Origin of the sequence: Pedococcus ginsenosidimutans, assembly GCF_039544395.1 — a bacterium.
GTDB lineage: Bacteria > Actinomycetota > Actinomycetes > Actinomycetales > Dermatophilaceae > Pedococcus > Pedococcus ginsenosidimutans.
On sequence record NZ_BAABLO010000011.1, the window covers coordinates 710,587 to 733,143 of the forward strand.

Below are 22,557 nucleotides of genomic sequence, written 5' to 3' on the forward strand. Positions count from 1 at the left end.
CGACGACATTGCCACCGCCTCGGTAACCAGTCAAACTGGTGACATGTCGATGGTGCACGTGGCAGGCAACCCCGCGCTCGACCTCGTGGGCACGGTGACGAGCCGGGGGACACTCGACGCCGACGAGCTCACGACGCCGGACGTCCTCGCGCAGTGGTACGTCGACGCGGGGATCGTCACGCGGCGCCCCATGGTCGACGAGAGGCACCTGGCCGCGGCCGTTGCCCTGCGCGAGCACCTCTTCCCGCTCGTGGAGAGCCTGGCCGGCGGCACCGCCCTGCCTGATCGGCACCGTACGGCGCTCAACCGCGCGGCGCGCGGACCCGTACCGGTGGTCGCAGTCGGCCCGGACGGGCGCCGGACCACGAGCGGCGACGCCGACGCCTGCCTCGTCGCCGTGGCGCGGGCGGCGGTCGAGCTGTTCGACCGGGCCGATGGCGCGGTGGTGCGGTTCTGTGCCGACGAGACCTGCACGCACCCGTTCCTCGACCGCTCGCGGACCAGGCGTCGCCGGTGGTGCGACATGGCCTCGTGCGGCGACCGCGCCAAGGTCCGCCGCTACCGCGCCCAGCCGTCCGGCTGACTTCCGGCTGTCGGGGCGGCGCCTCTGCGACACTCGTCCCCGTGCCCGCGCTGATCACCTGGTGGAAGCTCGACCTCGCCGAGCTGGCCCCCGACGCCCACCACGACGCCGTGCTCGCGATCGGCTCCGACCTGCTGCAGCGGTGGACCGAGCCGCACCGCCGCTACCACTCCACCCGCCACCTCGTCGAGGTCTTCTGGGCGCTGGAGGACCTCGAGGAGCGGCACGAGATCTCGGCTCGGGAGGGCGCGCTGGGTCGGGTGGCGGGGTGGTTCCACGACGCCGTCTACGACCCGGCTGCGGGCGGTGGGGCCAACGAGGCCGACAGCGCCGACCTCGCCGTACGCGACCTGCAGGCCCTGGGACTCGCCCGGGGCGACGTGAACACGGTGCGCGACCTCGTCCTCGCCAGCACCACCCACGATTCGCCGACCGACGGCTTGCCCGCGGCGTTCCACGACGCCGACCTGTGGATCCTCTCCTCCGAACCGGCTCGCTACGCCGACTACACCGCGGCCGTGCGCCAGGAGTACGCCGCCGTCCCCGACGACGCGTTCCGGTCCGGCCGTGCGTCGGTGCTGCGACCTTTCCTGGAGCGGGACGCCATCTACGCGACCCGGACGGCGCGCAAGCTGTGGGAGGACGCAGCCCGGGCCAACCTTGCCCACGAGCTCGAGGCCCTGACCTCGATCTGACCCCGCCCTGCCTGGGCCTGGGCCTGGGCCGTGGCCTGGGTCATGGCCTGGGTCAGGCCGCGAGCCCTGACCCGGCCCCGGACGTCAGTCGCGAAGGGCCGCCTCGACCAGCGGCCACCAGAACTGCCGCCCGGATCGGGCCCGGAACTCCTCCGGGGTCACCCACTGGGGGTCGCGCGCGTCGTCCTCACGCGCCTCGAGGCGAGGTCCGACCTCGGGCCAGGTGGCGGCGTACAGCTGCATGTGACCACCCCGGCGCGGCCAGCGTCCGGTGCTGCTGACCGGCTCGAAGAGCTCGTGCCCGACCGGCACCAGCAGCGAGGGGTCGAGGTCGAGGCCCACCTCCTCCGCGACCTCCCGCAGGACGCACTCGGTCACCGACTCCCCGGGCTCACGCCAGCCGCCGGGAGGACCCCACTCGCCCCGACGCGGGCTCCAGGTGACCGCGCACCAGCCGCGGGCGTCCCGGAGCACGACCATCGCGGCGAAGACACCGGCCTCGGGTGCGGGGTCGGCCGCCGGGGTCAGGACGACGTGGGCGACGGAGCCGTCGGCGAACTCGACCCCCTGCAGCCGCACCGGGAGCCCGGTCACCGGGGCGACTCGTCGAGGTGGGTGACCAGCGGCCACCAGTGGCGCTCCCCCAGGACCGCGGCCGCCTCGTCGCGCCGGACCCAGCGACCCACGCCGGTGGCCAGGTCGTCGCCGACCGGGATCGAGTCGTGCCAGACCGCGAAGCAGGCCTTCGGCACCGGCCACGGGTAGCCGGCGTCGGGCTGCGGCACCGTGTTGCGGACGTAGCCGAGCAGCTGTGGGGCCAGCCCGTGTCCCGGACCGGCGACCACCTCGAGCAGCCGCGTGAGCGCACCGCCCGGCGTGAGGTGGCCCACCGGCGCCGAGGGCAGGTCGAGGCCACCGGTGAGGCGCTCGAGGACGAGCAGGTCCGGGCCGCGCAGCAGGGCCAGCCGCACCACCACGGTGCTCGCCGGCGGTTCGGGTTGGCGGGAGGCGATGACGTCGGCCCGCGACCCGGCCGGCAGCCAGGGGGCGTCGGGGACGGCGCGGACGACCCGCTCGTGCTTGCGCTTCTGGACCCGCAGGCCGCTGCGCTGCAGGATGCGGACGATCTCCTTGCCACCCACCTCGACCGCTCCTGCGGCGACGAGCGCGGCGTACCGCTCCTGTGGCACGTCGTAGTGGTCGCCCTCGAACCCACGCCGCGGGATGCCCTGGGCCTCGGCGAAGTCGTGCAGCTCGGCGTACGACGTGTCGCTGACCAGGTGGGACCACAGCCGTCCGTGGGCGGGCCACGCGGGTGGGTCGATCCAGATCGTCACGGGCCGACGCTACCCCGGGCGGGGCAGCCCTGTGGAAAACCCTCCGGCCGGTCGGGCGGTCCGTCCTAGCCTCCCGGCAGGAGGTGTCGCACCGGCACCCGAGACCTTTCAGGAGGAGCCATGGCGGCACAGTTCCAGGTGGACACCGAGCAGATCCAGGCCGCGTCCGGCGACATCGCGCGGATCTCCGGCGAGATCGACGCGCAGGTGACGGCGATGATGGGCCGCCTCAACGGCCTCCAGGGAGCGTGGACCGGCACCGCGTCGGCGAGGTTCCAGGCGCTCGTCGCCGAGTGGCAGGGCACCCAGCGACAGGTCCGTGCCTCGCTCGACTCCATCGGCGGCGTGCTCGCCGCGGCGGGCGCGCAGTACGCGGAGACGGAGGCCCAGACCCTGCGCATGTTCAGCTGAGCGAGGCGGTGGGGTGGCGGTGCCGTGGCGCCCGCCACCCCATCGGCTACTCGGTGGTGATGGCTCGCAGCACGTCCAGACGTGCCGCCCGGCGACCCGGCCACAGGGCGGCCAGCACCCCGACGAAACCGGCCAGCACGACGAAGACGGCGAGCTGCAGACCCGGGATCGACAGCACGTCGATCCCGTCGTCGGCGAGGCTGCGCTGCAGGGCCCAGCCGGCGGCCAGCCCGAGGACGACCCCGAGGACGGCTCCGAGCAGGGCGATGGCGACCGACTCGAGGCGCAGCATGGTCCGCAGCTGCCGCCGGCTCAGCCCGACCGCGCGCAGCAGCCCGATCTCCCGGGTGCGCTCGATCACCGACAGGGCGAGGGTGTTGACGATCCCGAGCACGGCGATGACCACGGCGAGCCCCAGCAGCGCGTAGATGATGTAGAGCAGCTGGTCGATCGGCTTGCGCTGCTCGGCGGCGAACTCGTCCTGGTTCTTCAGGGTCACCGTGGGCACGTCGGCGATGACCTTGTCGATGCCGGACTCCACGGCCGAGGCCTTCGCACCCCGGTCGCGCACGACGAACACGGCGCTGTCCTGCACCGGCACCCCGGCCTTCTCGGCCGCCGCCAGCGTGACGAGGATCGAGTTGGGCAGGGCCGCGGAGCTGACGAAGACCCCACCGACCTTGGCCGTGCCCTGCTGGCCCGAGATGTCGGTGCGGACCGTCGAGCCCACCACGAGGTGCTGCTTCTTGGCGCGGTCCTCGGACACGAGCACGGTGCCGTCCTTCAGCCCGGCGAGCGAGCCGCTGCGGAACTCGACCGGCACGGCCTTCCCGAACGTGCCCGGGTCGACCGCTGCCGCGAAGCCCCGGTCCTGGTCGACCGACACCGGCAGGTAGCGGACCGCGGCGACGGTGGCGACACCCGGCACCTTCGCGACGTCCGCGGTCACCGTGGTCGAGAACGGCAGGCCGACGGCGTTGGACAGCACGTAGTCGGCAGCGAAGTTGGCGTTGATCGACTTGTCGACGCTGGCCTTCGCCGAGGCGCCGAAGACCGACATCATCGACACCAGCGTGAGGCCGATCATCAGCGCCGAGGCGGTGGCTGCCGTGCGCCGGGGGTTGCGGGTGGCGTTCTGCTCGGCCATGACGCCGACCGCACCGAAGCCGCGGCGGTAGCCCCAGCCGAGCAGGGCGATCACCGGACGGCCCACGACCGGGCTCGTGAGGATGGCCGCCAGGACGATGCCGAGCACACCACCGCCGACCCAGTAGGCCGAGTTGGAGACGGACGTGAAGGCGCCGAGGTAGCCGGCGACGAGCCCACCGGCGAAGAGCACGGCTCCGACCCACACGCGTTTGTGCAGCGCCGACTCCGGCAGCGCCACGTCGTCGCGCATGGCGGCGACCGGAGGCATCCTGCCCGCGCGGCGAGCCGGCAGGTAGGCGGCGACCATCGTCACGACCAGCCCCACGGCATACGCGATGAGGGCCGTGCTCGGGCGGAAGACGAGCGGCGACCCGCTCAGGTCCAGCCCGAACTGGGCGAACAGCTTCTGGATGCCGATGGCCAGGCCGAAGCCGAGTCCGAGGCCGACGGTGGACCCGACGAGCCCCACGACGAACGCCTCGAACAGCACCGACCGTGTCACCTGGTGGCGGCCTGCGCCGAGGGCACGCAGCATGGCGAGCTCGCGGCTGCGCTGCGCGACGAGGATCGAGAAGGTGTTGATGATGAGGAACGACCCGACGAACAGCGCGATGCCGGCGAAGACGAGCAGGAAGATGTTGATGAAGTTGAGGGCCTTGTTGATACCGGTCGCCGACTCCTTGGCGACGGAGGCGCCGGTGACGGCCTCGTAGCCGGCCGGCAGCTTGGCCTGCACCGCCTTGGCGAGGTCCTCCGCGCTGGTGCCGTCCTTGGCGGTGACCCAGGCGTCGCTGTACTCGTCCTTGCCGCCGAGGAAGAGCTGCTGGGCGGTCCTGGTGTCGAAGAAGGCCAGCGTCGCCCCGACCGTGCCGCCCTTGAACTCGGCGATGCCGACCAGCCGCGCGGTGACGACCGGCTGCGCGCCGCTGGTCACGAGCTTCACGGTGTCGCCGACCTTGTACCCGGCCCGCCTGGCGGTGCCGGAGTCGAGGGCCACCTCACCCTTCGTGGTCGGCCAGCGACCCTGGGACAGGGAGGCCGGCGGCTCGCCAGCGGAGGTGGGGGCGTCGTTGTGGCTGAGGCCGAGGCCGGGCGGGCCACCCCCGCCGACGAGCTTCCCCTTCGTCGACACGACGAACGTCGTGGGGTTGCTGACGTTGCCGTCGGCCCTTGCGACCCCCGGCAGGGTGGCGAGGGTTCGCACGAGGGAGCCCGGCACCGTCTTGGAGGTCTGCCCGGAGTCGAAGTCGGAGCTCGCCACCTCGGGGCGGACGACCACGTCACCGACCGTGTTGACGATGCCGTCGAACGCGCGCGCGAGGGTGTCGGTGAAGATGAACGACCCGGAGACGAACGAGACGCCGAGGATGATCGCGAAGGCGCTCATGAACAGCCGCAGCTTGCGGCCGAGGAGGCTCTTCCAGCTGGCCTTGAGCACGCTCAGTCACCCGCCACAGGCGTGCCGTGGCCGGACAGCCGGGTGTCGAGCCGCTTCATGCGCTCGAGGATCTTCGCGGCCGTGGGCTCGCGCATCTCGTCGACGACCTTGCCGTCGGCCAGGAAGACGACGCGGTCGGTGTGGGCCGCCGCGACGGGGTCGTGGGTCACCATGACGATGGTCTGGCCGAACTCGTCGACGCTGCGGCGCAGGAAGTTCAGCACCTCGGTGCCCGAGGTTGAGTCGAGGTTGCCGGTCGGCTCGTCGGCGAACACGATCTCGGGCTTGCTGACCAGGGCCCGGGCGCAGGCCACGCGCTGCTGCTGGCCACCCGAGAGCTCGCTGGGGCGGTGGTCGAGGCGGTCGCGCAGCCCCACTGTGTCGATCACGGTGTCGAACCAGGCCGGGTCCGGCTTGCGTCCGGCGATGGCGAGCGGGAGCAGGATGTTCTCCTGCGCGTCGAGCGTCGGGATGAGGTTGAAGGACTGGAAGACGAACCCGATCCGGTCGCGGCGCAGGGTCGTCAGCTCCTTGTCCCGCAGGGCGGTGATGTCGACGTCGCCGACGAAGACCTCCCCCGACGTCGCGGCGTCGAGCCCGGCCGCGCAGTGCATGAGCGTCGACTTGCCCGAGCCGGACGGGCCCATGATCGCGGTGAACTCGCCGCTGGCGAGGTCGACGCTGACGCCGTCGAGGGCGCGGACCTGCGCCTCCCCCTTGCCGTAGACCTTGGTGAGGTCACGCACCCTCGCCGCCGGGGCGGCCTTCTCGGTGGGCTCCGTGGTGGACACAGGCGTGCTGGCGGTCATGGGCTCTCCCGGGGACAGGGCGTGGGGTCTCACGGGTGTCAACGCTAGGGGCGCCCACATTGCTCCGCCCTCAGGTGACTCCCCCATACGCCCCTGACCGGACCCTGAGGGGTCGGCTCAGGAGATGACGACGCGGGCCACCTCGCGCAGGTCCGGTTCGTCGTACTTGTCCCCCTCGACGACCCCGAGGTCCCAGCGCATCACGAGGCCACGGCCGCGCACCTGCAGCGTCGCGAGGTTGTTGTCGAACCACGGGCCTTCGGTCATCGGCCACTGGTACGGCGCATTCGGCACCTTCGAGGTCCGTCCCACGAGGAACTGCAGCGGGCGGGCCAATCCCTTGCCCAGCATCGCCTGGGCGATGCGCGCCTGCCGGGGCAGCGGGTTGCGGATCGGTGAGCACACCGCCTGGATGATCCGGCTGGCCCCGGGCCCCAGCTGGTCGTGGTCGATCTCGGTGACGTACGAGTTGTGCACGTCACCGGACAGGAACGTGATGGTGCCCGGCGCCGCACCCCGCTCGCCGTGCGCCACCTCCACGACCATGGCGAGCACCTTCGCGAAACCGTCCTGGAACGCGGCCCAGTGCTCCAGGTCGAGGGCGCGGCGCATCTTCTCGCCCCACTTCGCCACGCGGGGCCCCCAGGCGCCGTTGGACATCGCCTCGTTGATCGCCTCCAGGTCGTGGATGCCCTGCGCCATGAGGAAGGGCAGCGACGTACCGATGAACAGGTGGTCCACGTCGCCGCGCAGCTGGCCGTCGAGCCACGCCATCTCGTCGTCGTCGAGGATCGAGCGGCGGTCGGGCGTGAGCAGCCGGGCGGCCCGGGAGTCGACGACCACGAGCCGCGACTCGCCCAGGTCGCGGGCGTAGCTCCAGCGGTAGGTCTCCGGCTGGGCATCGACGCGCGCGGCCAGGCTGTCCAGCACCTCGGTGAGGTCGAGCTCGCCGGCGGCGCCCGAGGCGGCGTACTCGGTGATGAGCTGCCACACCTCGTCCTGCGCCAGGTCCTCCGGGCTGAGGTTGCCCACGTGCTGGTAGACCCAGTAGGACGACAAGCCGCCCACGATCCGCTCGTGCCACCAGGGCTTGGCGTTCATCTCGCGGTGCCAGTCCTGGGAGGTGTTCCAGTCGTCGCGGATGTCGTGGTCGTCGAAGATCATCGCGCTCGGCAACGTGGACAGCAGCCAGCGGTTGAGGGGGTCGGTCCACGCGAGCCGGTAGAGGTGCGCGTACTCCTCGTAGTCCTTGAGCTCCTCGCCCGGGGGCTCCTCGAGGCTGCGGCGGGAGGCGATGAACTCGCGCATCGCCTCCGAGGTCTCGTCGGCGTAGACCTGGTCGCCGAGGAAGACCACGAGGTGCGGCCACTCGGACGGGTCGGTGCGCGACATGTGGAAGGCGTAGGCACGCAGGGCGTCGACGCCGTTGCTCTTGTTGCCCTCGGCGTCGTGCGGCACGGAGGTGCGGCACGAGCCGAACGCCATGCGCGTGGGCTCGCTGTGCGCGTGGGTCGTGATCCGGCTCGGCGGCAACGAGGCCGTCACGGCGTCGACCCCGGGCCCCTGCGGCGGCCAGGCCGTCGCGCCGTCGACCTCGACCTCGTACTCGCTCGACGCCCCCGCCTCGAGGCCGTCGAGGACCACGAGCGCGTAGTGGTGGCCGTGGGCGGTGAAGGTGGGCGCGTCCCACGACCGGCCGAACGCCCGCACGGTCACCTTCGCCCGGTCACGGGTCTGCACCCACACCGTGGCGCTGGTCTCACCCACGTAGCGCAGGAGCGGGCCGAGCGTGAGCGGGTTGTCTTCGAGTTCGGGCACGCACTGTTTCTACACGTCGCCCCTGTCCCGTGGGTGGCAAACCCCCTGAGCGCCACCTGTCCGGACGTGCGGTACGGCGCCCGCACGTCCCCACGGGTGGCGGGCCGTACGGCGCCCGCACCGGGTACGCCGAAGGGCGGCTCCCCTGGTGGGGAACCGCCCTCCGTCAGTGCGTCGTGCCGGTGAACCTGCTGACGCGGTGGGGAGCCGGGCTCAGAAGCCCATGCCACCCATCTCGTCGCCACCGGGCGCGGCGGGAGCAGCCTTCTCGGGCTTGTCCGCGATGACGGCCTCGGTGGTGAGGAACAGCGCGGCGATCGACGCGGCGTTCTGCAGCGCCGAACGCGTCACCTTCGCCGGGTCGATGATGCCCGCGGCGATGAGGTCGACGTACTCGCCGGTCGCGGCGTTGAGGCCCCAGCCGGACTCCAGGTTGGAGACCTTCTCGGAGACCACACCGCCCTCGAGGCCGGCGTTGATCGCGATCTGCTTGAGCGGGGCGGACGCAGCGACGCGGACGATGTTCGCGCCGGTGGCCTCGTCACCCTCGAGCTCGAGCTTCTCGAACGCGGCCTTGGTCGCCTGGAGCAGGGCCACGCCACCACCGGCGACGATCCCCTCCTCGACGGCAGCCTTGGCGTTGCGCACGGCGTCCTCGATGCGGTGCTTGCGCTCCTTGAGCTCGACCTCGGTCGCGGCGCCGGCCTTGATGACCGCAACACCGCCGGCCAGCTTGGCCAGCCGCTCCTGCAGCTTCTCGCGGTCGTAGTCGCTGTCCGACTTGTCGATCTCGGCGCGGATCTGGTTGACCCGACCCTGGATCTGGTCGTTGTCGCCAGCACCCTCGACGATCGTGGTCTCGTCCTTGGTCACGACGACCTTGCGCGCACGGCCGAGCAGGTCGAGCTCCGCGGTGTCGAGCTTGAGGCCGACCTCCTCGGAGATGACCTGGCCACCGGTGAGGATGGCGATGTCGGCCAGCATGGCCTTGCGACGGTCACCGAAGCCCGGGGCCTTGACGGCGACGGACTTGAAGGTGCCACGGATCTTGTTGACCACCAGGGTCGACAGGGCCTCGCCCTCGACGTCCTCGGCGATGATGAGCAGCGGCTTGCCGGACTGCATGACCTTCTCGAGGAGGGGCAGCAGGTCCTTGATGCCGGAGATCTTGGAGTTCACGACGAGGACGTAGGGGTCCTCGAGCACGGCCTCCATGCGCTCGGTGTCGGTGACGAAGTAGTGGCTGATGTAGCCCTTGTCGAAGCGCATGCCCTCGGTGAGCTCGAGCTCGAGGCCGAAGGTGTTGCTCTCCTCGACGGTGATGACGCCTTCCTTGCCGACCTTGTCCATGGCCTCGGCGATCATCTCGCCGATCTGGGGGTCAGCGGCGGAGATCGAGGCGGTGGAGGCGATCTGCTCCTTCGTCTCGACGTCCTTGGCCATCTCGAGCAGCTGAGCGGAGACGGCCTCGGTGGCCTTCTCGATGCCGCGCTTGAGGGCCATCGGGTTGGCGCCGGCCGCGACGTTGCGCAGGCCCTCCTTGACGAGGGCCTGGGCCAGCACGGTGGCGGTGGTGGTGCCGTCGCCAGCGACGTCGTCGGTCTTCTTGGCGACCTCCTTGACGAGCTCGGCGCCGATCTTCTCGTACGGGTCGTCGAGCTCGATCTCCTTGGCGATGGACACGCCATCGTTGGTGATCGTGGGGGCGCCCCACTTCTTCTCGAGGACGACGTTGCGGCCCTTCGGGCCGAGGGTGACGCGGACGGCGTCGGCGAGGATGTTCATGCCTCGCTCGAGACCGCGGCGAGCCTCTTCATCGAATGCGATGATCTTGGCCATTCGGGTGGTTCCTCCCACGCGAATCGTGTGTGGCGGCCTCGCCGTGCCCGCGACGGACGGCCCGGTTCCCGCGGCTCACGTCGCGCACGTTCCCCGGACCTCACTTTGAGGCCATGATTGTCACTCTCATGGCGAGAGTGCTAACGCCATTATTGGCACTCCCCCCGGGAGAGTGCAAACGCCTCCCAGCCCGCGATGGTGGTGCGCGTCCCCCTCCCCCTCCCCCTTTTGCGGCTCCCCCTCCCCCCTTGCCCCCTGACCCTTGCGCCGAAGTCTGGGACTTCGGGCCATACGGGCCGGGCTTGCGCCGAAGTCTGGGACTTCGGGCCACACAGGCCGGGCTTGCGCCGAAGTCTGGGACTTCGGGGCACGGCGCACCACCGCGTGGGCGGCTACCGGGCCCGGTACGCGGCCGGACCTGTGGACAACTCGAGGGACGTGGGTACGGAGCGCGGCAGCCTGAGTACCGTGCCTCTCTCGCTCCCACCGCTGCCCGCCTCCCTGCAGGGACGCGCGTTCACGCTGGTGGAGGCCCGGGCGGCGCTGGTGAGCCAGGCGCGGCTCGAGGCGGCGGACCTGGTGCGGCCCACCTGGGGCGTCCGTGCCCACGACCACGCCCGCACCGTCGACGAGCTCGCCCACACCGTCGGCCTCGCCCTCGAGGGCACCTACGCGTTCTCGCACCTGACGGCTGCCCGGCTCTGGCGGCTCCCACTGCCCACCGCGTGGAGCCGCGAGGAACCACTCCACGTCATGCGCGACGCCACGCCGCTGCGCCGTGCCGGCGTCGTCGGGCACCGCGGCCTCGCCGGACGCCGTCACGAGACCCTCCGCGGCCTGCCGGTGACCTCACCCGTCGACACCTGGGTCGACCTCGCGAGGGTGCCGGGCCTCACCGCCGAGGACCTGGTCATCGCCGGAGATGCCTTCGCCACCCGCACACCGGACCTCCTGGAACCCCTGGTGCACGCGGCGGCCGAGGCAGCCGGCCGTGGGCGGCGCCTGCTCAGTGAGGCCTGGCCACTGCTCCGTCGCGGGAGTGGCTCGCCCATGGAGACCCGGGCCAGGCTGGCGTTCGGTCGGGCCGGCCTCCCGGAGCCCGAGCTCAACGCCGACGTGTTCGCCGAGGACGGCCACTTCCTGGCCAGGGTCGACTTCCTGTGGCGGGAGGCGCGGGTCATCGTCGAGTACGAGGGCGACCAGCACCGGACCGACCGCCGCCAGTGGCAGAGCGACATCCAGCGCACCCGGTTGCTCGAGTCACTCGGCTGGCGGGTCGTGCGGATGACTGCCGCCGACCTGTACGGCGCCGGCCTGTCCCGGTTCGTCGCCGAGCTCGCGACCCTGGTCGCCTGACCGAGGTCCCAGACTTCGGCGCAAAGGGAGTCGTGTAGGCCCGAAGTCCCGGACTTCGGCACTCAACTCGGGGTCTTGCCCCGAAGTCCCAGACTTCGGGGCTCAAGTGGGGGTCTTGGGCCGAAGTCCCAGACCTCGGCGCTCAAAGTGGGGGTCTTGGGCCGAAGTCCCAGACTTCGGGGTATGGCGCGGCCACGCGACCGGGTGGGAGCCTGAGCCATGCCCGGTACGGTGCACGGTCCGGTCGCAGCCTCCAGCTTCCTGGTGGAGGTCGGCGGACTGGCCAGCGCCTTCTTCTCGCGGGTCGAGCTGCCCGAGGCGGTGGTGACCGAGGTGACCCACCGGTCGGGCGGCGGCCTCTCCCCCGCGTCGCACCTGGAGCCGGGCACGTCGCACCACTCCCACCTCGTGCTCAGCCGCAGCCTCACGGCCGACCTCGAGCTGTGGAACTGGTGGAAGCAGGCCCGCGACGGCGACATCGGCATGCACCGCGAGGTCGTCGTGCGGCTGCTCGACGGCGCCGGCGAACCGGTCATGGCGTGGAGGTTCCGGGGCGCCTTCCCGGCGGTCCACCGGCTGAGCCCGCTCGACACCACGACGCGGGCCCCCGTCATGGAGACCGTCGAGCTGGCGTTCGACACGATGGACGCTGAGACCTGACCGCCGCTCGGCGAACCGGGCTCAGCCGCGGGTGAGGCGCAGGGTCACCACCTGGAACGGGCGCAGGGTTAGGCGCGCCCCGCCCTCGACCGGCTCGACCCCGGCGGTCTCGAGCGGGCGCTCGATGAGGTCGACCGCCTCCACCCCACCGAGCTCGAACCCCGCGCGCACCGTCGCCGCGGACCGGGCACCCAGTGACTCGTAGAGCCGGACCACGACGTCGCCCGAGCCGTCGTCGGCGAGCTTGACCGCTTCCACGACCACCCCGCCACCGTCGACCGACACCAGCGGCTCGACCACGCCACCCGAGCCCCACACCACGCGCAGCGGGAGGTTGACCCGGTACCCCTCCCGGATGGCGTCGGCGATCCCGGCGCCGGGGACGACGGCGTACCGCATGCGGTGCACACCGAGGTCGGCGACGGGGTCGGGGCTCTGCGGCGCGCGCAGGAGCGACAGGCGCACCTGCGTCGTCGTGCCACCGCCGTCGCGGTCGCGCCGGCTGACGTCGTGGCCGTAGGTCGAGTCGTTGACCACGGCCGCGCCGTACCCGGGCTCGCCGACGTGCACCCAGCGGTGCGCGCAGATCTCGAACTTGGCCGCGTCCCAGGAGGTGTTGGTGTGGGTGGGGCGGTGGACGTGCCCGAACTGCACCTCCGCGGTGGAGCGGTCGGTCGTGACGTCGAGGTCGAAGCCGGCCTTGAGGATCTTCTCCCGCTCGCGCCAGTCCACCTCGGTGTCGACGTCCACTCGCGCCTCGCCCACGGGCACGGTGACGACCTGGGTCACCGTCGAGTCGCCGAAGCGCCGCACCACGCGGACGCCGCCGTCCACGGGCGTCACCGACTCGGCCTCGGTGAGGTCGGTCCAGGTGCGCCGGTAGTAGGCGTCGACGTCCCACGCGTCGAAGTCGACGGGGGTGTCGGGGTGCAGCTGGAGCAGGTTGCCGACCGACCCCGGGGCCAGCGCCTCACGCCCGGTGGCCGTGTCGACGACCGACGTGAGCAGGCCGCGGGCGTCGACGACCGTACGGACGAGCCCGTTCGACAGGACCCAGCCGTCCCCGTCCGGAGAGACCTCGACCTCGGCGTCGTCGGCCGACCGGGGTCCGGCGCCCAGCGCCGCCACGCCCGCCCGCGCACCAGGGCTGGCGTTGAACACCATCTCGGTGTCGCCCTCCCCGGCGAGGGCAGCCTGCGCCGTCTCGATGATCGTGGTGAGCTCCCGGGCGACGGCCTCGTAGTCGGCGACGGCCTCGCGGTGGACCCAGCCGATGGACGAGCCGGGCAGGATGTCGTGGAACTGCAGCAGCAGCACCACCTTCCAGATCCGGTCCAGCGCCTCGGCCGGGTATGCCGCCCCGGTGCGGACCGTGGCGGTGCTCGCCCACAGCTCGGCCTCGCGGAGGAGGTGCTCGCTGCGGCGGTTGCCCTGCTTGGTCTTGGCCTGCGAGGTGTAGGTGCCGCGGTGCATCTCGAGGTAGAGCTCGCCGACCCAGACGGGCGCGTCGGGGTACTCCGCCTCGGCCTGCTCGAAGAAGGCGTCGGGCCGCTCGACCTCGACGCGCGGCGAGCCGTCGAGGTCGCGGAGCCGCTTGGCCCGGGCGAGCATCTCGCGGGTGGGCCCGCCACCGCCGTCGCCCCACCCGAACGGCAGGAGGGAACGGGTGGCGTCTCCCTTGTCGGAGAAGTTGCGGGCGGCGTGGGCCACCTCGGCCCCGGACACCTCCGAGCCGTAGGTGTCCGCCGGCGGGAAGTGCGTGAAGATGCGCGTGCCGTCCAGGCCCTCCCAGCGGAACGAGTGGTGCGGGAAGCGGTTCGTGGTGTTCCACGAGATCTTCTGCGTGAGGAACCACTGCGACGCCGAGAGGGCGATGAGCTGGGGCAGGGCGGCGGTGTAGCCGAACGAGTCGGGGAGCCACACCTCGCGCGTCTCGATGCCGAGCTCGTCGAGGAAGAAGCGCTTGCCGTGGTTGAGCTGGCGGGCCAGCGCCTCACCACCGGGCATGTTGGTGTCGGACTCGACCCACATGCCCCCGACCGGCACGAGCCGGCCCTCGCGGACCCGCTCGACGACGCCCTTCCAGACCTCGGGGCGGTGCTCCTTCAGCCAGGCGAACTGCTGGGCCGACGACATGGCGTAGACGAGGTCCGGGTCCTCGTCCATCAGCGCGAGGACGTTGGAGCAGGTCCGGGCCACCTTGCGGACCGTCTCGCGCACCGGCCACAGCCAGGCCGAGTCGATGTGGGCGTGGCCCACCGCGGAGATCCGGTGGGCGCTCGCCCGCGCGGGGTCGGACAGCACGCCCTCGAGCTCGGCCCGGGCCCGCGCGGCGGTGCCGGCGATGTCGGAGGTGTCGAGCCGGTCGAGGGCCCGGTCGACCGCGCGGAGCACCTGCCACCTGCGCGCGTCGGACTCCTCGAGCTCCGCCGCGAGCTGGCCGAGGACCTCGAGGTCCTGCTGGAGCTCCCAGACCTCCTGCTCGAAGACGGCGAGCTCGGCCCGCACCACGCGGTACATCGGCTCGCGGCCGGCGGTCTCCGGGTCGCCGAGCGGCGACGGGCGGAAGTCGAAGCCGCCCCCGCCGAGCAGCAGGGGGTTGGAGGCCGACTCCACGAACAGCTCGACCACCTCCCCCGCTGCGGCGTCGCTGACGCGGACCCACTGGTTGCGCGGGTTGAGGCCCTTCACCGGGGTGCCGTCGGCGCGGTAGACGAGCCCCTCAACGTGGAAGCCGGTGCGCAGCGGGTCGAACCCGAGGTCGAGCCGCAGGTCGACGGGGCGCCCCGCGTGCTGCTCGGGCACCTCGGCGCGGACGCGCCACCACGTGGTGCCCCACGGCGGCCCCCACGGCTCCCCCACCCGGGCCGGGGCGTACGGCGCCGCCAGCCCCTCCGCGACAGGGACCGGCTCCCCCGGGGCGTCCCACCGCCCGAGGTCGACGGGGACGGGGGCGGACCACACGGCGTCCTCCAGACGCTGGAGGGTGCGGCGCAGCCGGCCTTCGATGAGGCGGCGGTCGTCGTGCATGGGGGCTCCTTCTCGGTGGGGCGAGGGGGACGAGGGAGGTGGGACGGTCAGGTGGGACGGTCAGGTGGGACGGTGCGGGACGAGGGTCGCGGTACGGCGACCGCGTGGCTCAGTGGGCGATGGACACGATGCTCCTGTCGTCGCGCTCGAGCAGGTGCGGGCCGTCGTGGCCACCGAACGTGGCCAGCTCGCCGCGCACGGGGGTACGGCGTCCGTCGGGGCACACGAGCATCGCGCCGTCGGCCTCGACGGCGACCCACTCGTCGCCGACGCGCAGGAGCACCGGGGCGTCCGGGCCGGCCGCCACCGAGGTCCGCCCGGCGAGCATGCCGCCGAGGACGTCACCGTCGGCGCAGGCCACCCACGTGGTCGGCGAGCCGGGCAGCCCACCCTCCTCGGGGTGGTGGAAGTCGCTGCCGCCCAACGGGATCGGGTGACCCGCTGCCGTCCACCAGGCGAGTGGCCCCCCGTCGGCGAGGTCGGCCCACGGCCAGTGCCACACCTCCGCCGCGGGGGCGGGGCTGCCACCCACACCACCGTCGACCGACGGGTGTCGCCACGAGCAGTCGCCGGCCACGGGGTGGTTGACCGAGAGCAGGCCTCCCCGGGCCGCCACCTCCGCGGCCCAGGTCCCCCCGGGTCGCCGGAAGTCCACCCAGCCGATGTCGCCGAAGGCGTTGGCGTGCCCGTCGGCCGTGGTGACCTCCTGGCCGGGCAGCAGGTCGATGCCGTAGCGGCGGCCGGCTTCGGCGAGGTGGGGGTGGTGGCTCGTGGTGTTGTGGTCGGTGACCCAGAGGAAGTCCAGGCCCCGGCCCGCTGCCAGCGCCGCCAGCTCGTCGACGGTGAGCGAGCCGTCCGAGTGGACCGTGTGCGTGTGGCAGTCGCCCGCGAGCCAGCGCAGTCCCGCCACGCTGGGCAGCTCGCGGGGAGGTCGGCGCTCGGGCACCGGTGGCCGCGGCACGTCGACGGTCCCACCGCCCACCGTGGCGTCGGTGTCGACCGTGACCTCGTAGGCGAGGCCGCCCTCGGGCACGCGGTGCAGGCCGAGCACGACCTCCCACCTGCCGGGCGGGAGCCCCCGGTCGAGGTAGCCCGGGGTCGCTCCCTCACGCCCGATGGCGACGACGCTCCGGGCACCGCCCGACCACCCGCGCCACCCCAGGGGGTCGACCAGGCCCAGGTCGAGGACCCCGGCCGAGCCGTGCGACCGGTCGAAGTCGAGGGTCATGCGGACGCCGGGGCACGACTCGGGCACGTCGAACGGCATGTGGTGCCAGACGGACTCAGCCCGGTGCGCCGGGGTCCACGTCCCGGCGAAGACGGTCACGACCCGATCAGCTCGCCGTCACCGTCCGCCCGGTAGAGCAGCACCCGGCCGGGCACCGGCGTGACGGTCAGGGCGTCGCCGAGGTCGGGCTCGTCCGCCTCGGGGATGACCGCCCGCAGGGACTGCTCCCCGACGTCGAGGGTCACGAGGACGTGGACCCCGAGGTTCTCCACGGCGCTCACGGTCCCGACCACCGAGCCGTCGGCCGGCCCGTCGCCGGCTGCCCGGCGGCTGTCGCCGGCCGGCCCGCGGCCGTCTGCAGCGGGGGCGGCTGTCACGTACTCGGGCCGCACGCCGTACACGACCTTGTCGCCCTCCTGCACCGGCTCGAAGCCCTCCGGGACCGGCAGCGAGAAGCCGCCGAGCTCGAGGCGCCCACCCACCACCTGCGCGTCGAGCAGGTTCATGGGCGTGGCCCCGATGAAGTTGGCGACGAAGGTGTTGGCCGGACGCTGGAACACCTCGCGTGGCGTGCCGATCTGGCGGATCCGGCCGGACTCCATGACGGCCATGCGGTCGGCCATCGCCAGGGCCTCGGCCTGGTCGTGGGTGACGAACACCGTGGTGACGCCGAGCGACTTCTGGAGCTGCTTGAGGAAGGTGCGTGCCTCGAGCCGCAGGCGTGCGTCGAGGTTGGACAGCGGCTCGTCGAAGAGGAACACCTGCGGGTGGCAGGCGATCGCCCGCGCGAGGGCGACGCGCTGCTGCTGCCCACCCGAGAGCTGCGCCGGGCGCCGCTGCATGAGGGCGCCGAGGCTCAGCCCCTCGGCGGTCTCGCGGGCCCGTGCAGCCCGCTCCTCCTTGCCGACCTTCTGGATCCGCAACGGGTAGGCGACGTTGTCGGTCACCGTCATGTGGGGGAAGAGCGCGTAGTCCTGGAAGACCATGGCGACGTCGCGGTCGCCGGGGTCCAGGCCGGTCACGTCGCGGTCGCCGATCGCCACGGTCCCCTCAGTTGCCGCCTCGAGGCCGGCCAAGGTGCGCAGCAGCGTGGTCTTGCCGCAGCCCGAGGGGCCGAGCAGGGCGAAGAACTCGCCGTCGCCGATCTCGACGTCGACGCCGTCCACGCCGCGCACACCGCCGGGGTACTCCTTGACCAGCCCGGTCAGGGTCACAGATGCCATCAGCCCTTGATTCCTCCTTGGAAGGCGAACCCGTAGCGTCGGTTCACGACGAGGTAGAGCACGACGACCGGCACGGAGTAGACCAGCGCGAACGTCGAGATGAGCGCGAAGTTCGGCTGTCCGCCGGCGTCGTAGAACGTGTACATGACTACTGCCGCAGGCTGTTTCGCCGGGTCGGACAGCAGCACGTAGGGGACGAGGAAGTTGCCCCACACCTGCACCAGCGCCCAGACGCCCACCGTCGCCATGCCGGGACGGATCACGGGCAGGACGATGTGGCGCAGGATCTGGCCCGGGGTGGCCCCGAAGACCCGGGCCGACTCCTCGTAGGACTTCGGGATCGAGTCGACGAAGTCCTTGAGCATGAACACCGCCGCCGGCAGCAGGCCGCCCGACAGGACCAGGATGACGCCCACCTGCCGGTCGATGAGCCCGATCTGGAACAGCATCAGGAAGATCGGCACCATGGCAGCGGTCCCCGTGACGATGGAGCTGAGGAGCAGCAGGGCGTAGAGGAGCTGGTCCCGCCCCGGGATGCGGACACGGCTGAGGGCGTAGGCCGCGAGCGCCGCGAGTGCGATGACCAGGACCGAGGACCCGATGGCCAGCACGAGGGAGTTGCGGATCGAGGGCCAGGTCTGGGGGTTGTCGAACAGCTTGGCCATGTTGTCGAACGTGAAGCCCGACAGCGTCGCCCGGTAGGACGGTGCCGGGGAGAACGGCGTGAGCACCAGCCACAGCAGCGGCAGGGCGAAGAAGACCACGAGCACGCACACCCCGGCGTACACGAGCGAGCGCGTGGCGACCGTCCTCACCGGACCCGCGGCCCGGGAGCGCGCGGAAGGCGGGGAGGGCGGGGAGGCAGAGGGCGCGGAGGGCGCTGGGGACACGGCGGCGCTCATGTCGTGGCCTCCTCGGGGTCGCGGGTGCGCAGCAGCCGGATGTAGGCGACGGCGATGACGAGGTTGGCCACGAGCAGCAGCAGCGAGATCGCCGAGCCGTAGCCGAGGTGGCCGCCGATGATGGCCTCCTTGTAGATGTAGACCGGCAGGATCTCGGACTTGTTGTCCGGCCCACCGCCGGTCAGCAGGTAGGGCGAGAAGTCGTTGAACGTCCAGAGCGTGATGAGCAGCGTGTTGGTGAGCACGTGGCGCCTGACCGTCGGCAGCACCACGTCGCGCAGCTGCTGCCACGGGCGGGCTCCGGCCATCCGCGCCACCTCGAGGTGCGAGCGCGGGACGGTGTTGATCGCGGCGGAGTAGAGCAGCATCGAGAAGGCCGTGCCGCGCCAGATGTTGAACACGATGATGACGGCCATGGGATGGTCGATCGCCCAGGCGAAGTCGGTCGTGCCGAGGATGGCATTGAGCGTGCCGTCGCGCCGGTCGAGCAGGGCCTGCCACAGGAACGCCACCACCGAGCCCGGCAGGATCCAGGCCAGCAGCACCAGCACGTTGAGGACGTTGCGGACCACCGCGTTCGTGGTCCGGAAGAACCACGCCAGGAGGAAGCCCAGCACGTTCTGCCCGACCACGGCGGAGAACCCGACGTAGAGCAGGGTGAGGTAGAGCGACCGCGTGAAGGCAGGGTCCCCGAGCGCCGTGACGTAGTTGCCGAGGCCGACGAAGGTCGGCGCCTGCGCCGCTGAGCCGGTGAGGCTGTAGTCGAGCAGACCGAGGTAGATCGTCCACACCGCGGGGAAGACGAGGAACACCCCGACCAGCACCAGCGCGGGGGCGACGAAGGCCATGGCGCGGCCACGGCCCAGCCCCACGACGTCGCCGTCGCGTCCGGCCACCCGCCCGCGTCGGCCGCGACCGCCATGGTCAGCGGGCCCGGGAGGGGTGGACGCCGCCGGTCCCGGCTGGGCCGGGACCGGCGCGGTGTCAGCCGCCGGAGACGTGGTCGGCACCGACGGCCTTCTGCAGGGACGCCTGGTAGGTCTTCGCGGCCTCGTCCGGGCTGGTGCCGGTGACGACCTGTCCGGTCGCCTCCTGGATCGCCAGCGACACCTCGTTGTACTTCTCGTCGGAGGGCCGGTAGGTGGTGATCGGCAGCACCTCCTTGGAGATGAACGTCAGCAGCGGGTCGCCGGAGAGGGTCTGGTCGTTGACGTCCGCCCGCGCGGAGATGCGGATCTGCGCCTTGGACAGCGCCGTCTGCATGTCCTTGGAAGCCATGAACGCCATGAGCTCCCACGCCTGCTGGGGGTACTTCGTCTTGGGGCTGAGCAGCCAGCCCGAGCCACCGGAGACGCTGACGAAGTCCTGCCCGTTGACTCCCTTGCCCGGGGCCATCGCCGGGATCTTGGCCCAGCCGACGACGTCGTTGCGGTTGGCCATCGAGGTCGTGCCGCAGTCCTTCTTCGAGGGGCAGATCACCGAGCGCCAGAAGTAGTCGCCCTCGGCGAGGATGCCGATCCTGCCCTTGCTGAAGTCGGCGAACGACTGGTCACGGCCGGCCTTGTCCTGCTGGACGCGCTTGTCGCCCAAGCCGCCGCCGTAGACCTGCTTGTAGAAGTCGAGCACGTCCTTGACGCCCGCCGTGGCGCCCTGCCACTTGGCGTCGGAGTCGTTGTACAGAGGCTGGCCCGTGCCGGCGAGCAGCGGCAGGAAGCCCTGCGCGCTGGTCGCCTCGCCCATGGGCACGCCGGCGTTGATCTGGATGGGGTTCACCCCGGGCAGCTTCTTGAGCGCCTGGCCGGCCGCGATGATGTCGGCCCAGGACTTCGGCTGCCAGTCGGCCGGCAGCCCGGCCTTCGAGAACAGCGACTTGTTGAAGTACAGGACACGTCCGTCGGTGCCGTTGGGGATGCCGTACAGCTGGTCCTTGTACGTGAGGTTCTGCTGCACCGCCTTGGAGATCTGCTGCCAGCCGTCCCAGCTCTTGGCCGGGGCGCCCACGACGTCGTCGAGCGGCTTGACGTAGCCGGCGCTGGCCAGTTCGCCGAGCCAGATGCCGTCCGCCGCGAAGACGTCGGCGCCGCTGCCGGTCTTGAGGTTGAGCTCGAGCTTGGTCTTGTACTGCTCGTCCTCCACGCCGGAGCCGTTGAAGGTGACCTTGGCCGTGACGCCCTTGGCCTTCTGCGCGGCGACGAAGCCCGGGATCACCGAGTCGGTGATCCAAGCGGCCTCGGCGGCGTTCTTGCCGCCCGCCACGTCGTTGGCGCTGATCACGAGGGTGACGTCCTTGGCGCTCGCATTGGCGCTCGGGTTGGCTTTGGTGCCCGAGTCCTTGGCACCGACGCAGCCGGTCAGGAGAAGGGATACGGCGGTGCCGCTGGTGAGCAGCACCGCCCGGCGGGAGAGACGCATCGAGGTGACCTCCGGGGGATGAGGTGCCGGTGGCGACCAACCCAGGGGCCCCGGGGGTGGTCGACGCCGACCGCGGGTCCGCGTTGACCCGCACCAGCACCCTTCCACACCGGGGCAAAAGGTTCCACGGTGACAATCTGGCGCTTTGTCAGGCCAAAGTCGGTCAGGACGGTGGCGGTTGCACGAGGGTGCGCAGGGTGGCGTCCGCCGCGGAGGTCACCGGGTCGTCGAGGTCGCCGACGAACACGGCGTACGCGGTGCGCGCGGGGTTGGAACCGAGCTCCTCGAGGACCTCGCGCCAGGCCGCGAGGTTGGGGTGGGACAGGGACGTGCACGCCTCGGCCGGGGCGAGCGTCTCCACCGCCTGGGACAGCTGCTGCGCCGACAGCTCGTACGTCGCGCTGCCGTGGGCGTGCCCCACCACCGCGGCCAGGATGACGCAGGGCAGGCCGTGCGTGCCGCCCGGCGGGTTCACGTGGGGGAACTCGACCTCGGGTGAGCTCGACGCGGGGCTGATCCCGACGGCGTAGGCCACCGGGCTGCGCCAGCCCTCGATCGTGGCGGCGAGCGCGGCCTTGATCTCGGCAAGTCCCTCGGGGGTGCTCCAGTCAGCCGTCATCGCCCCATCCTGACAGCAGACGGGAACGCGTCGCGGTACGAGCGGAGGTCCACTGCGCCGTTCGAGACCGAGGTGGCGCAGAGCAGGGCGTGCGCCACCGCCCGGGTCACGCAGTCACCGGCCGCCACCATCAGTGCGTGCAGCGCGGGGAGGTCGGGGGCGGGTCGCCGACCCGTGGCGAGGGTGAACAGGGTGTCGCCGTCGAGCAGCGTGTGCACCGGGTGCAGCGCCCGGGCGAGTCCGTCGTGCCCGAGCCCGCACACCTTCTGGCACTGCGCCTTGTCGAGGGTGGCGTCGGTCGCGACCACACCGATGGTGGTGGCCGTCCCGGCCCGGACGGGCTGGTCCGCGTGGGCCACCGCGGCCCGCTCCGCCGCCGCGTCGACCTCGGCGCGCTCCGGCGCCCGGAGCCACGCGAGCTCCTCCCCGAGGCCGTGCCGGGCGGCGTACAGCTCACCGGTCGACGGGTGCACCGCGTCACCGAGGGCGTTCACGACGACGAGGGCGGCCACCGTGGTGCCGTCCTCCAGGACGGCACTGGCCGACCCGACCCCACCCTTGAGCCCGCCGGCCCTCGCTCCCGTGCCCGCGCCCACGCACCCCTGCTCCACCGCGCTGCCGTGTGCCGCGTCGAGCGCCGTGGCGCCGTCCTCGGCGTCCGGGACGTGGTCGAACACGCCCCCGCGCCCGAGGTCGAACAGCACGGCGGCCGGCACGATCGGCACCACCTCCCCCGGGGCACCCATGGGCCAGCCGCGCCCCGCGGCGTACAGCCGTCGCAGGACGCCGTCGGCGGTCGCGAGCCCGAAGGCGCTGCCGCCGGTGAGCACCACCGCGTCCACGCGGTCGACGAGGTTCCGGGGGTCCAGCAGGTCGGTCTCGCGGGTGCCCGGGGCGCCACCGCGCACGTCGACGCCGGCCACCGCCCCTCCGTCCGGCGCGAGGACGACGGTGGTCCCGGTGAGCCAGCCGGGCTCGGTACGCGTGGCGTGGCCGACCCGCACCCCCGGCACGTCGGTGAGCGTGTTGGTCGGGCCGGGCTGCACGG

At 72.2% G+C, this 22,557-nt stretch carries 19 protein-coding genes; 5 read left to right on the forward strand and 14 right to left on the reverse strand.

Annotated elements, in window-relative coordinates; translation table 11 throughout:
* The first annotated feature begins 43 nt into the window (after positions 1-43).
* Positions 44-583, forward strand: a complete 540-nt coding sequence (locus tag ABEA42_RS14280) for a CGNR zinc finger domain-containing protein (protein WP_345504334.1) — start codon at positions 44-46, stop codon at positions 581-583.
* Positions 584-624: 41 nt separating this feature from the next.
* Positions 625-1,278, forward strand: coding sequence for an HD domain-containing protein (locus ABEA42_RS14285; RefSeq protein ID WP_345504336.1), 654 nt, complete (start codon positions 625-627; stop codon positions 1,276-1,278).
* Between the two features lie 84 nt (positions 1,279-1,362).
* On the opposite strand, the gene ABEA42_RS14290 is transcribed toward ABEA42_RS14285, so the two are convergent.
* Positions 1,363-1,872 (reverse strand): NUDIX hydrolase, encoded by a 510-nt coding sequence (locus tag ABEA42_RS14290; RefSeq protein WP_345504339.1) that lies wholly within the window; start codon positions 1,870-1,872, stop codon positions 1,363-1,365.
* Positions 1,869-2,615 (reverse strand): DUF4031 domain-containing protein, encoded by a 747-nt coding sequence (locus tag ABEA42_RS14295; RefSeq protein ID WP_345504341.1) that lies wholly within the window; start codon positions 2,613-2,615, stop codon positions 1,869-1,871. Before ABEA42_RS14295 ends, ABEA42_RS14290 begins: the two co-directional genes overlap by 4 nt.
* 120 nt (positions 2,616-2,735) lie before the next feature.
* Here ABEA42_RS14295 and ABEA42_RS14300 point away from each other — a divergent pair, with 120 nt between their 5' ends.
* Positions 2,736-3,026 (forward strand): WXG100 family type VII secretion target, encoded by a 291-nt coding sequence (locus tag ABEA42_RS14300; RefSeq protein WP_345504343.1) that lies wholly within the window; start codon positions 2,736-2,738, stop codon positions 3,024-3,026.
* Between the two features lie 46 nt (positions 3,027-3,072).
* Here ABEA42_RS14300 and ABEA42_RS14305 read toward each other — a convergent pair whose 3' ends face one another.
* The 4 genes from ABEA42_RS14305 to groL all read right to left on the reverse strand — a co-directional run bounded on the left by ABEA42_RS14305 (position 3,073) and on the right by groL (position 10,079).
* Positions 3,073-5,613 carry an ABC transporter permease gene (locus ABEA42_RS14305; protein WP_345504345.1) on the reverse strand — a complete coding sequence of 847 codons (2,541 nt, stop codon included), beginning with the start codon at positions 5,611-5,613 and terminating at the stop codon, positions 3,073-3,075.
* A 2-nt stretch (positions 5,614-5,615) separates the two neighbouring features.
* A complete protein-coding gene (locus ABEA42_RS14310; RefSeq protein WP_345504347.1) occupies positions 5,616-6,422 on the reverse strand; it encodes an ABC transporter ATP-binding protein in 807 nt (268 codons plus the stop codon).
* A 117-nt stretch (positions 6,423-6,539) separates the two neighbouring features.
* Positions 6,540-8,240, reverse strand: coding sequence for an alkaline phosphatase D family protein (locus ABEA42_RS14315; protein WP_345504349.1), 1,701 nt, complete (start codon positions 8,238-8,240; stop codon positions 6,540-6,542).
* 213 nt (positions 8,241-8,453) lie between these two features.
* Complete coding sequence (groL, locus tag ABEA42_RS14320; protein WP_345504351.1) at positions 8,454-10,079, reverse strand: chaperonin GroEL; 1,626 nt, start codon at positions 10,077-10,079, stop codon at positions 8,454-8,456.
* A gap of 468 nt (positions 10,080-10,547) precedes the next feature.
* Between groL and ABEA42_RS14325 the strand changes: the two genes are divergently transcribed.
* Positions 10,548-11,435: an endonuclease domain-containing protein gene (locus tag ABEA42_RS14325; protein WP_345504353.1), complete on the forward strand. Its 888-nt coding sequence runs from the start codon at positions 10,548-10,550 to the stop codon at positions 11,433-11,435.
* A gap of 219 nt (positions 11,436-11,654) precedes the next feature.
* Positions 11,655-12,095 carry a phage tail protein gene (locus ABEA42_RS14330; RefSeq protein WP_345504355.1) on the forward strand — a complete coding sequence of 147 codons (441 nt, stop codon included), beginning with the start codon at positions 11,655-11,657 and terminating at the stop codon, positions 12,093-12,095.
* Positions 12,096-12,116: 21 nt separating this feature from the next.
* Here ABEA42_RS14330 and ABEA42_RS14335 read toward each other — a convergent pair whose 3' ends face one another.
* The 8 genes from ABEA42_RS14335 to ABEA42_RS14370 all read right to left on the reverse strand — a co-directional run bounded on the left by ABEA42_RS14335 (position 12,117) and on the right by ABEA42_RS14370 (position 22,555).
* Positions 12,117-15,125 (reverse strand): alpha-mannosidase, encoded by a 3,009-nt coding sequence (locus tag ABEA42_RS14335; protein WP_345504357.1) that lies wholly within the window; start codon positions 15,123-15,125, stop codon positions 12,117-12,119.
* A 109-nt stretch (positions 15,126-15,234) separates the two neighbouring features.
* The gene (locus ABEA42_RS14340) at positions 15,235-16,452 is read right to left on the reverse strand and encodes a CehA/McbA family metallohydrolase (RefSeq protein WP_345504359.1); all 1,218 of its coding nucleotides are present in this window, start codon (positions 16,450-16,452) and stop codon (positions 15,235-15,237) included.
* Positions 16,449-17,576: an ABC transporter ATP-binding protein gene (locus tag ABEA42_RS14345; protein WP_345504362.1), complete on the reverse strand. Its 1,128-nt coding sequence runs from the start codon at positions 17,574-17,576 to the stop codon at positions 16,449-16,451. Before ABEA42_RS14345 ends, ABEA42_RS14340 begins: the two co-directional genes overlap by 4 nt.
* On the reverse strand, positions 17,576-18,478 hold the full coding sequence (locus tag ABEA42_RS14350; protein ID WP_345504364.1) for a carbohydrate ABC transporter permease: 903 nt from the start codon (positions 18,476-18,478) through the stop codon (positions 17,576-17,578). The genes ABEA42_RS14345 and ABEA42_RS14350 overlap by 1 nt, the downstream gene beginning before the upstream one ends.
* The gene (locus tag ABEA42_RS14355) at positions 18,475-19,374 is read right to left on the reverse strand and encodes a carbohydrate ABC transporter permease (RefSeq protein WP_345504366.1); all 900 of its coding nucleotides are present in this window, start codon (positions 19,372-19,374) and stop codon (positions 18,475-18,477) included. The genes ABEA42_RS14350 and ABEA42_RS14355 overlap by 4 nt, the downstream gene beginning before the upstream one ends.
* Positions 19,375-19,462: 88 nt before the next feature.
* The gene (locus ABEA42_RS14360) at positions 19,463-20,890 is read right to left on the reverse strand and encodes an extracellular solute-binding protein (protein ID WP_345504368.1); all 1,428 of its coding nucleotides are present in this window, start codon (positions 20,888-20,890) and stop codon (positions 19,463-19,465) included.
* 163 nt (positions 20,891-21,053) lie between these two features.
* Positions 21,054-21,509, reverse strand: a complete 456-nt coding sequence (locus tag ABEA42_RS14365; protein WP_345504370.1) for a hypothetical protein — start codon at positions 21,507-21,509, stop codon at positions 21,054-21,056.
* Positions 21,506-22,555: a P1 family peptidase gene (locus tag ABEA42_RS14370; protein ID WP_345504372.1), complete on the reverse strand. Its 1,050-nt coding sequence runs from the start codon at positions 22,553-22,555 to the stop codon at positions 21,506-21,508. The genes ABEA42_RS14365 and ABEA42_RS14370 overlap by 4 nt, the downstream gene beginning before the upstream one ends.
* Between the last annotated feature and the right edge of the window lie 2 nt (positions 22,556-22,557).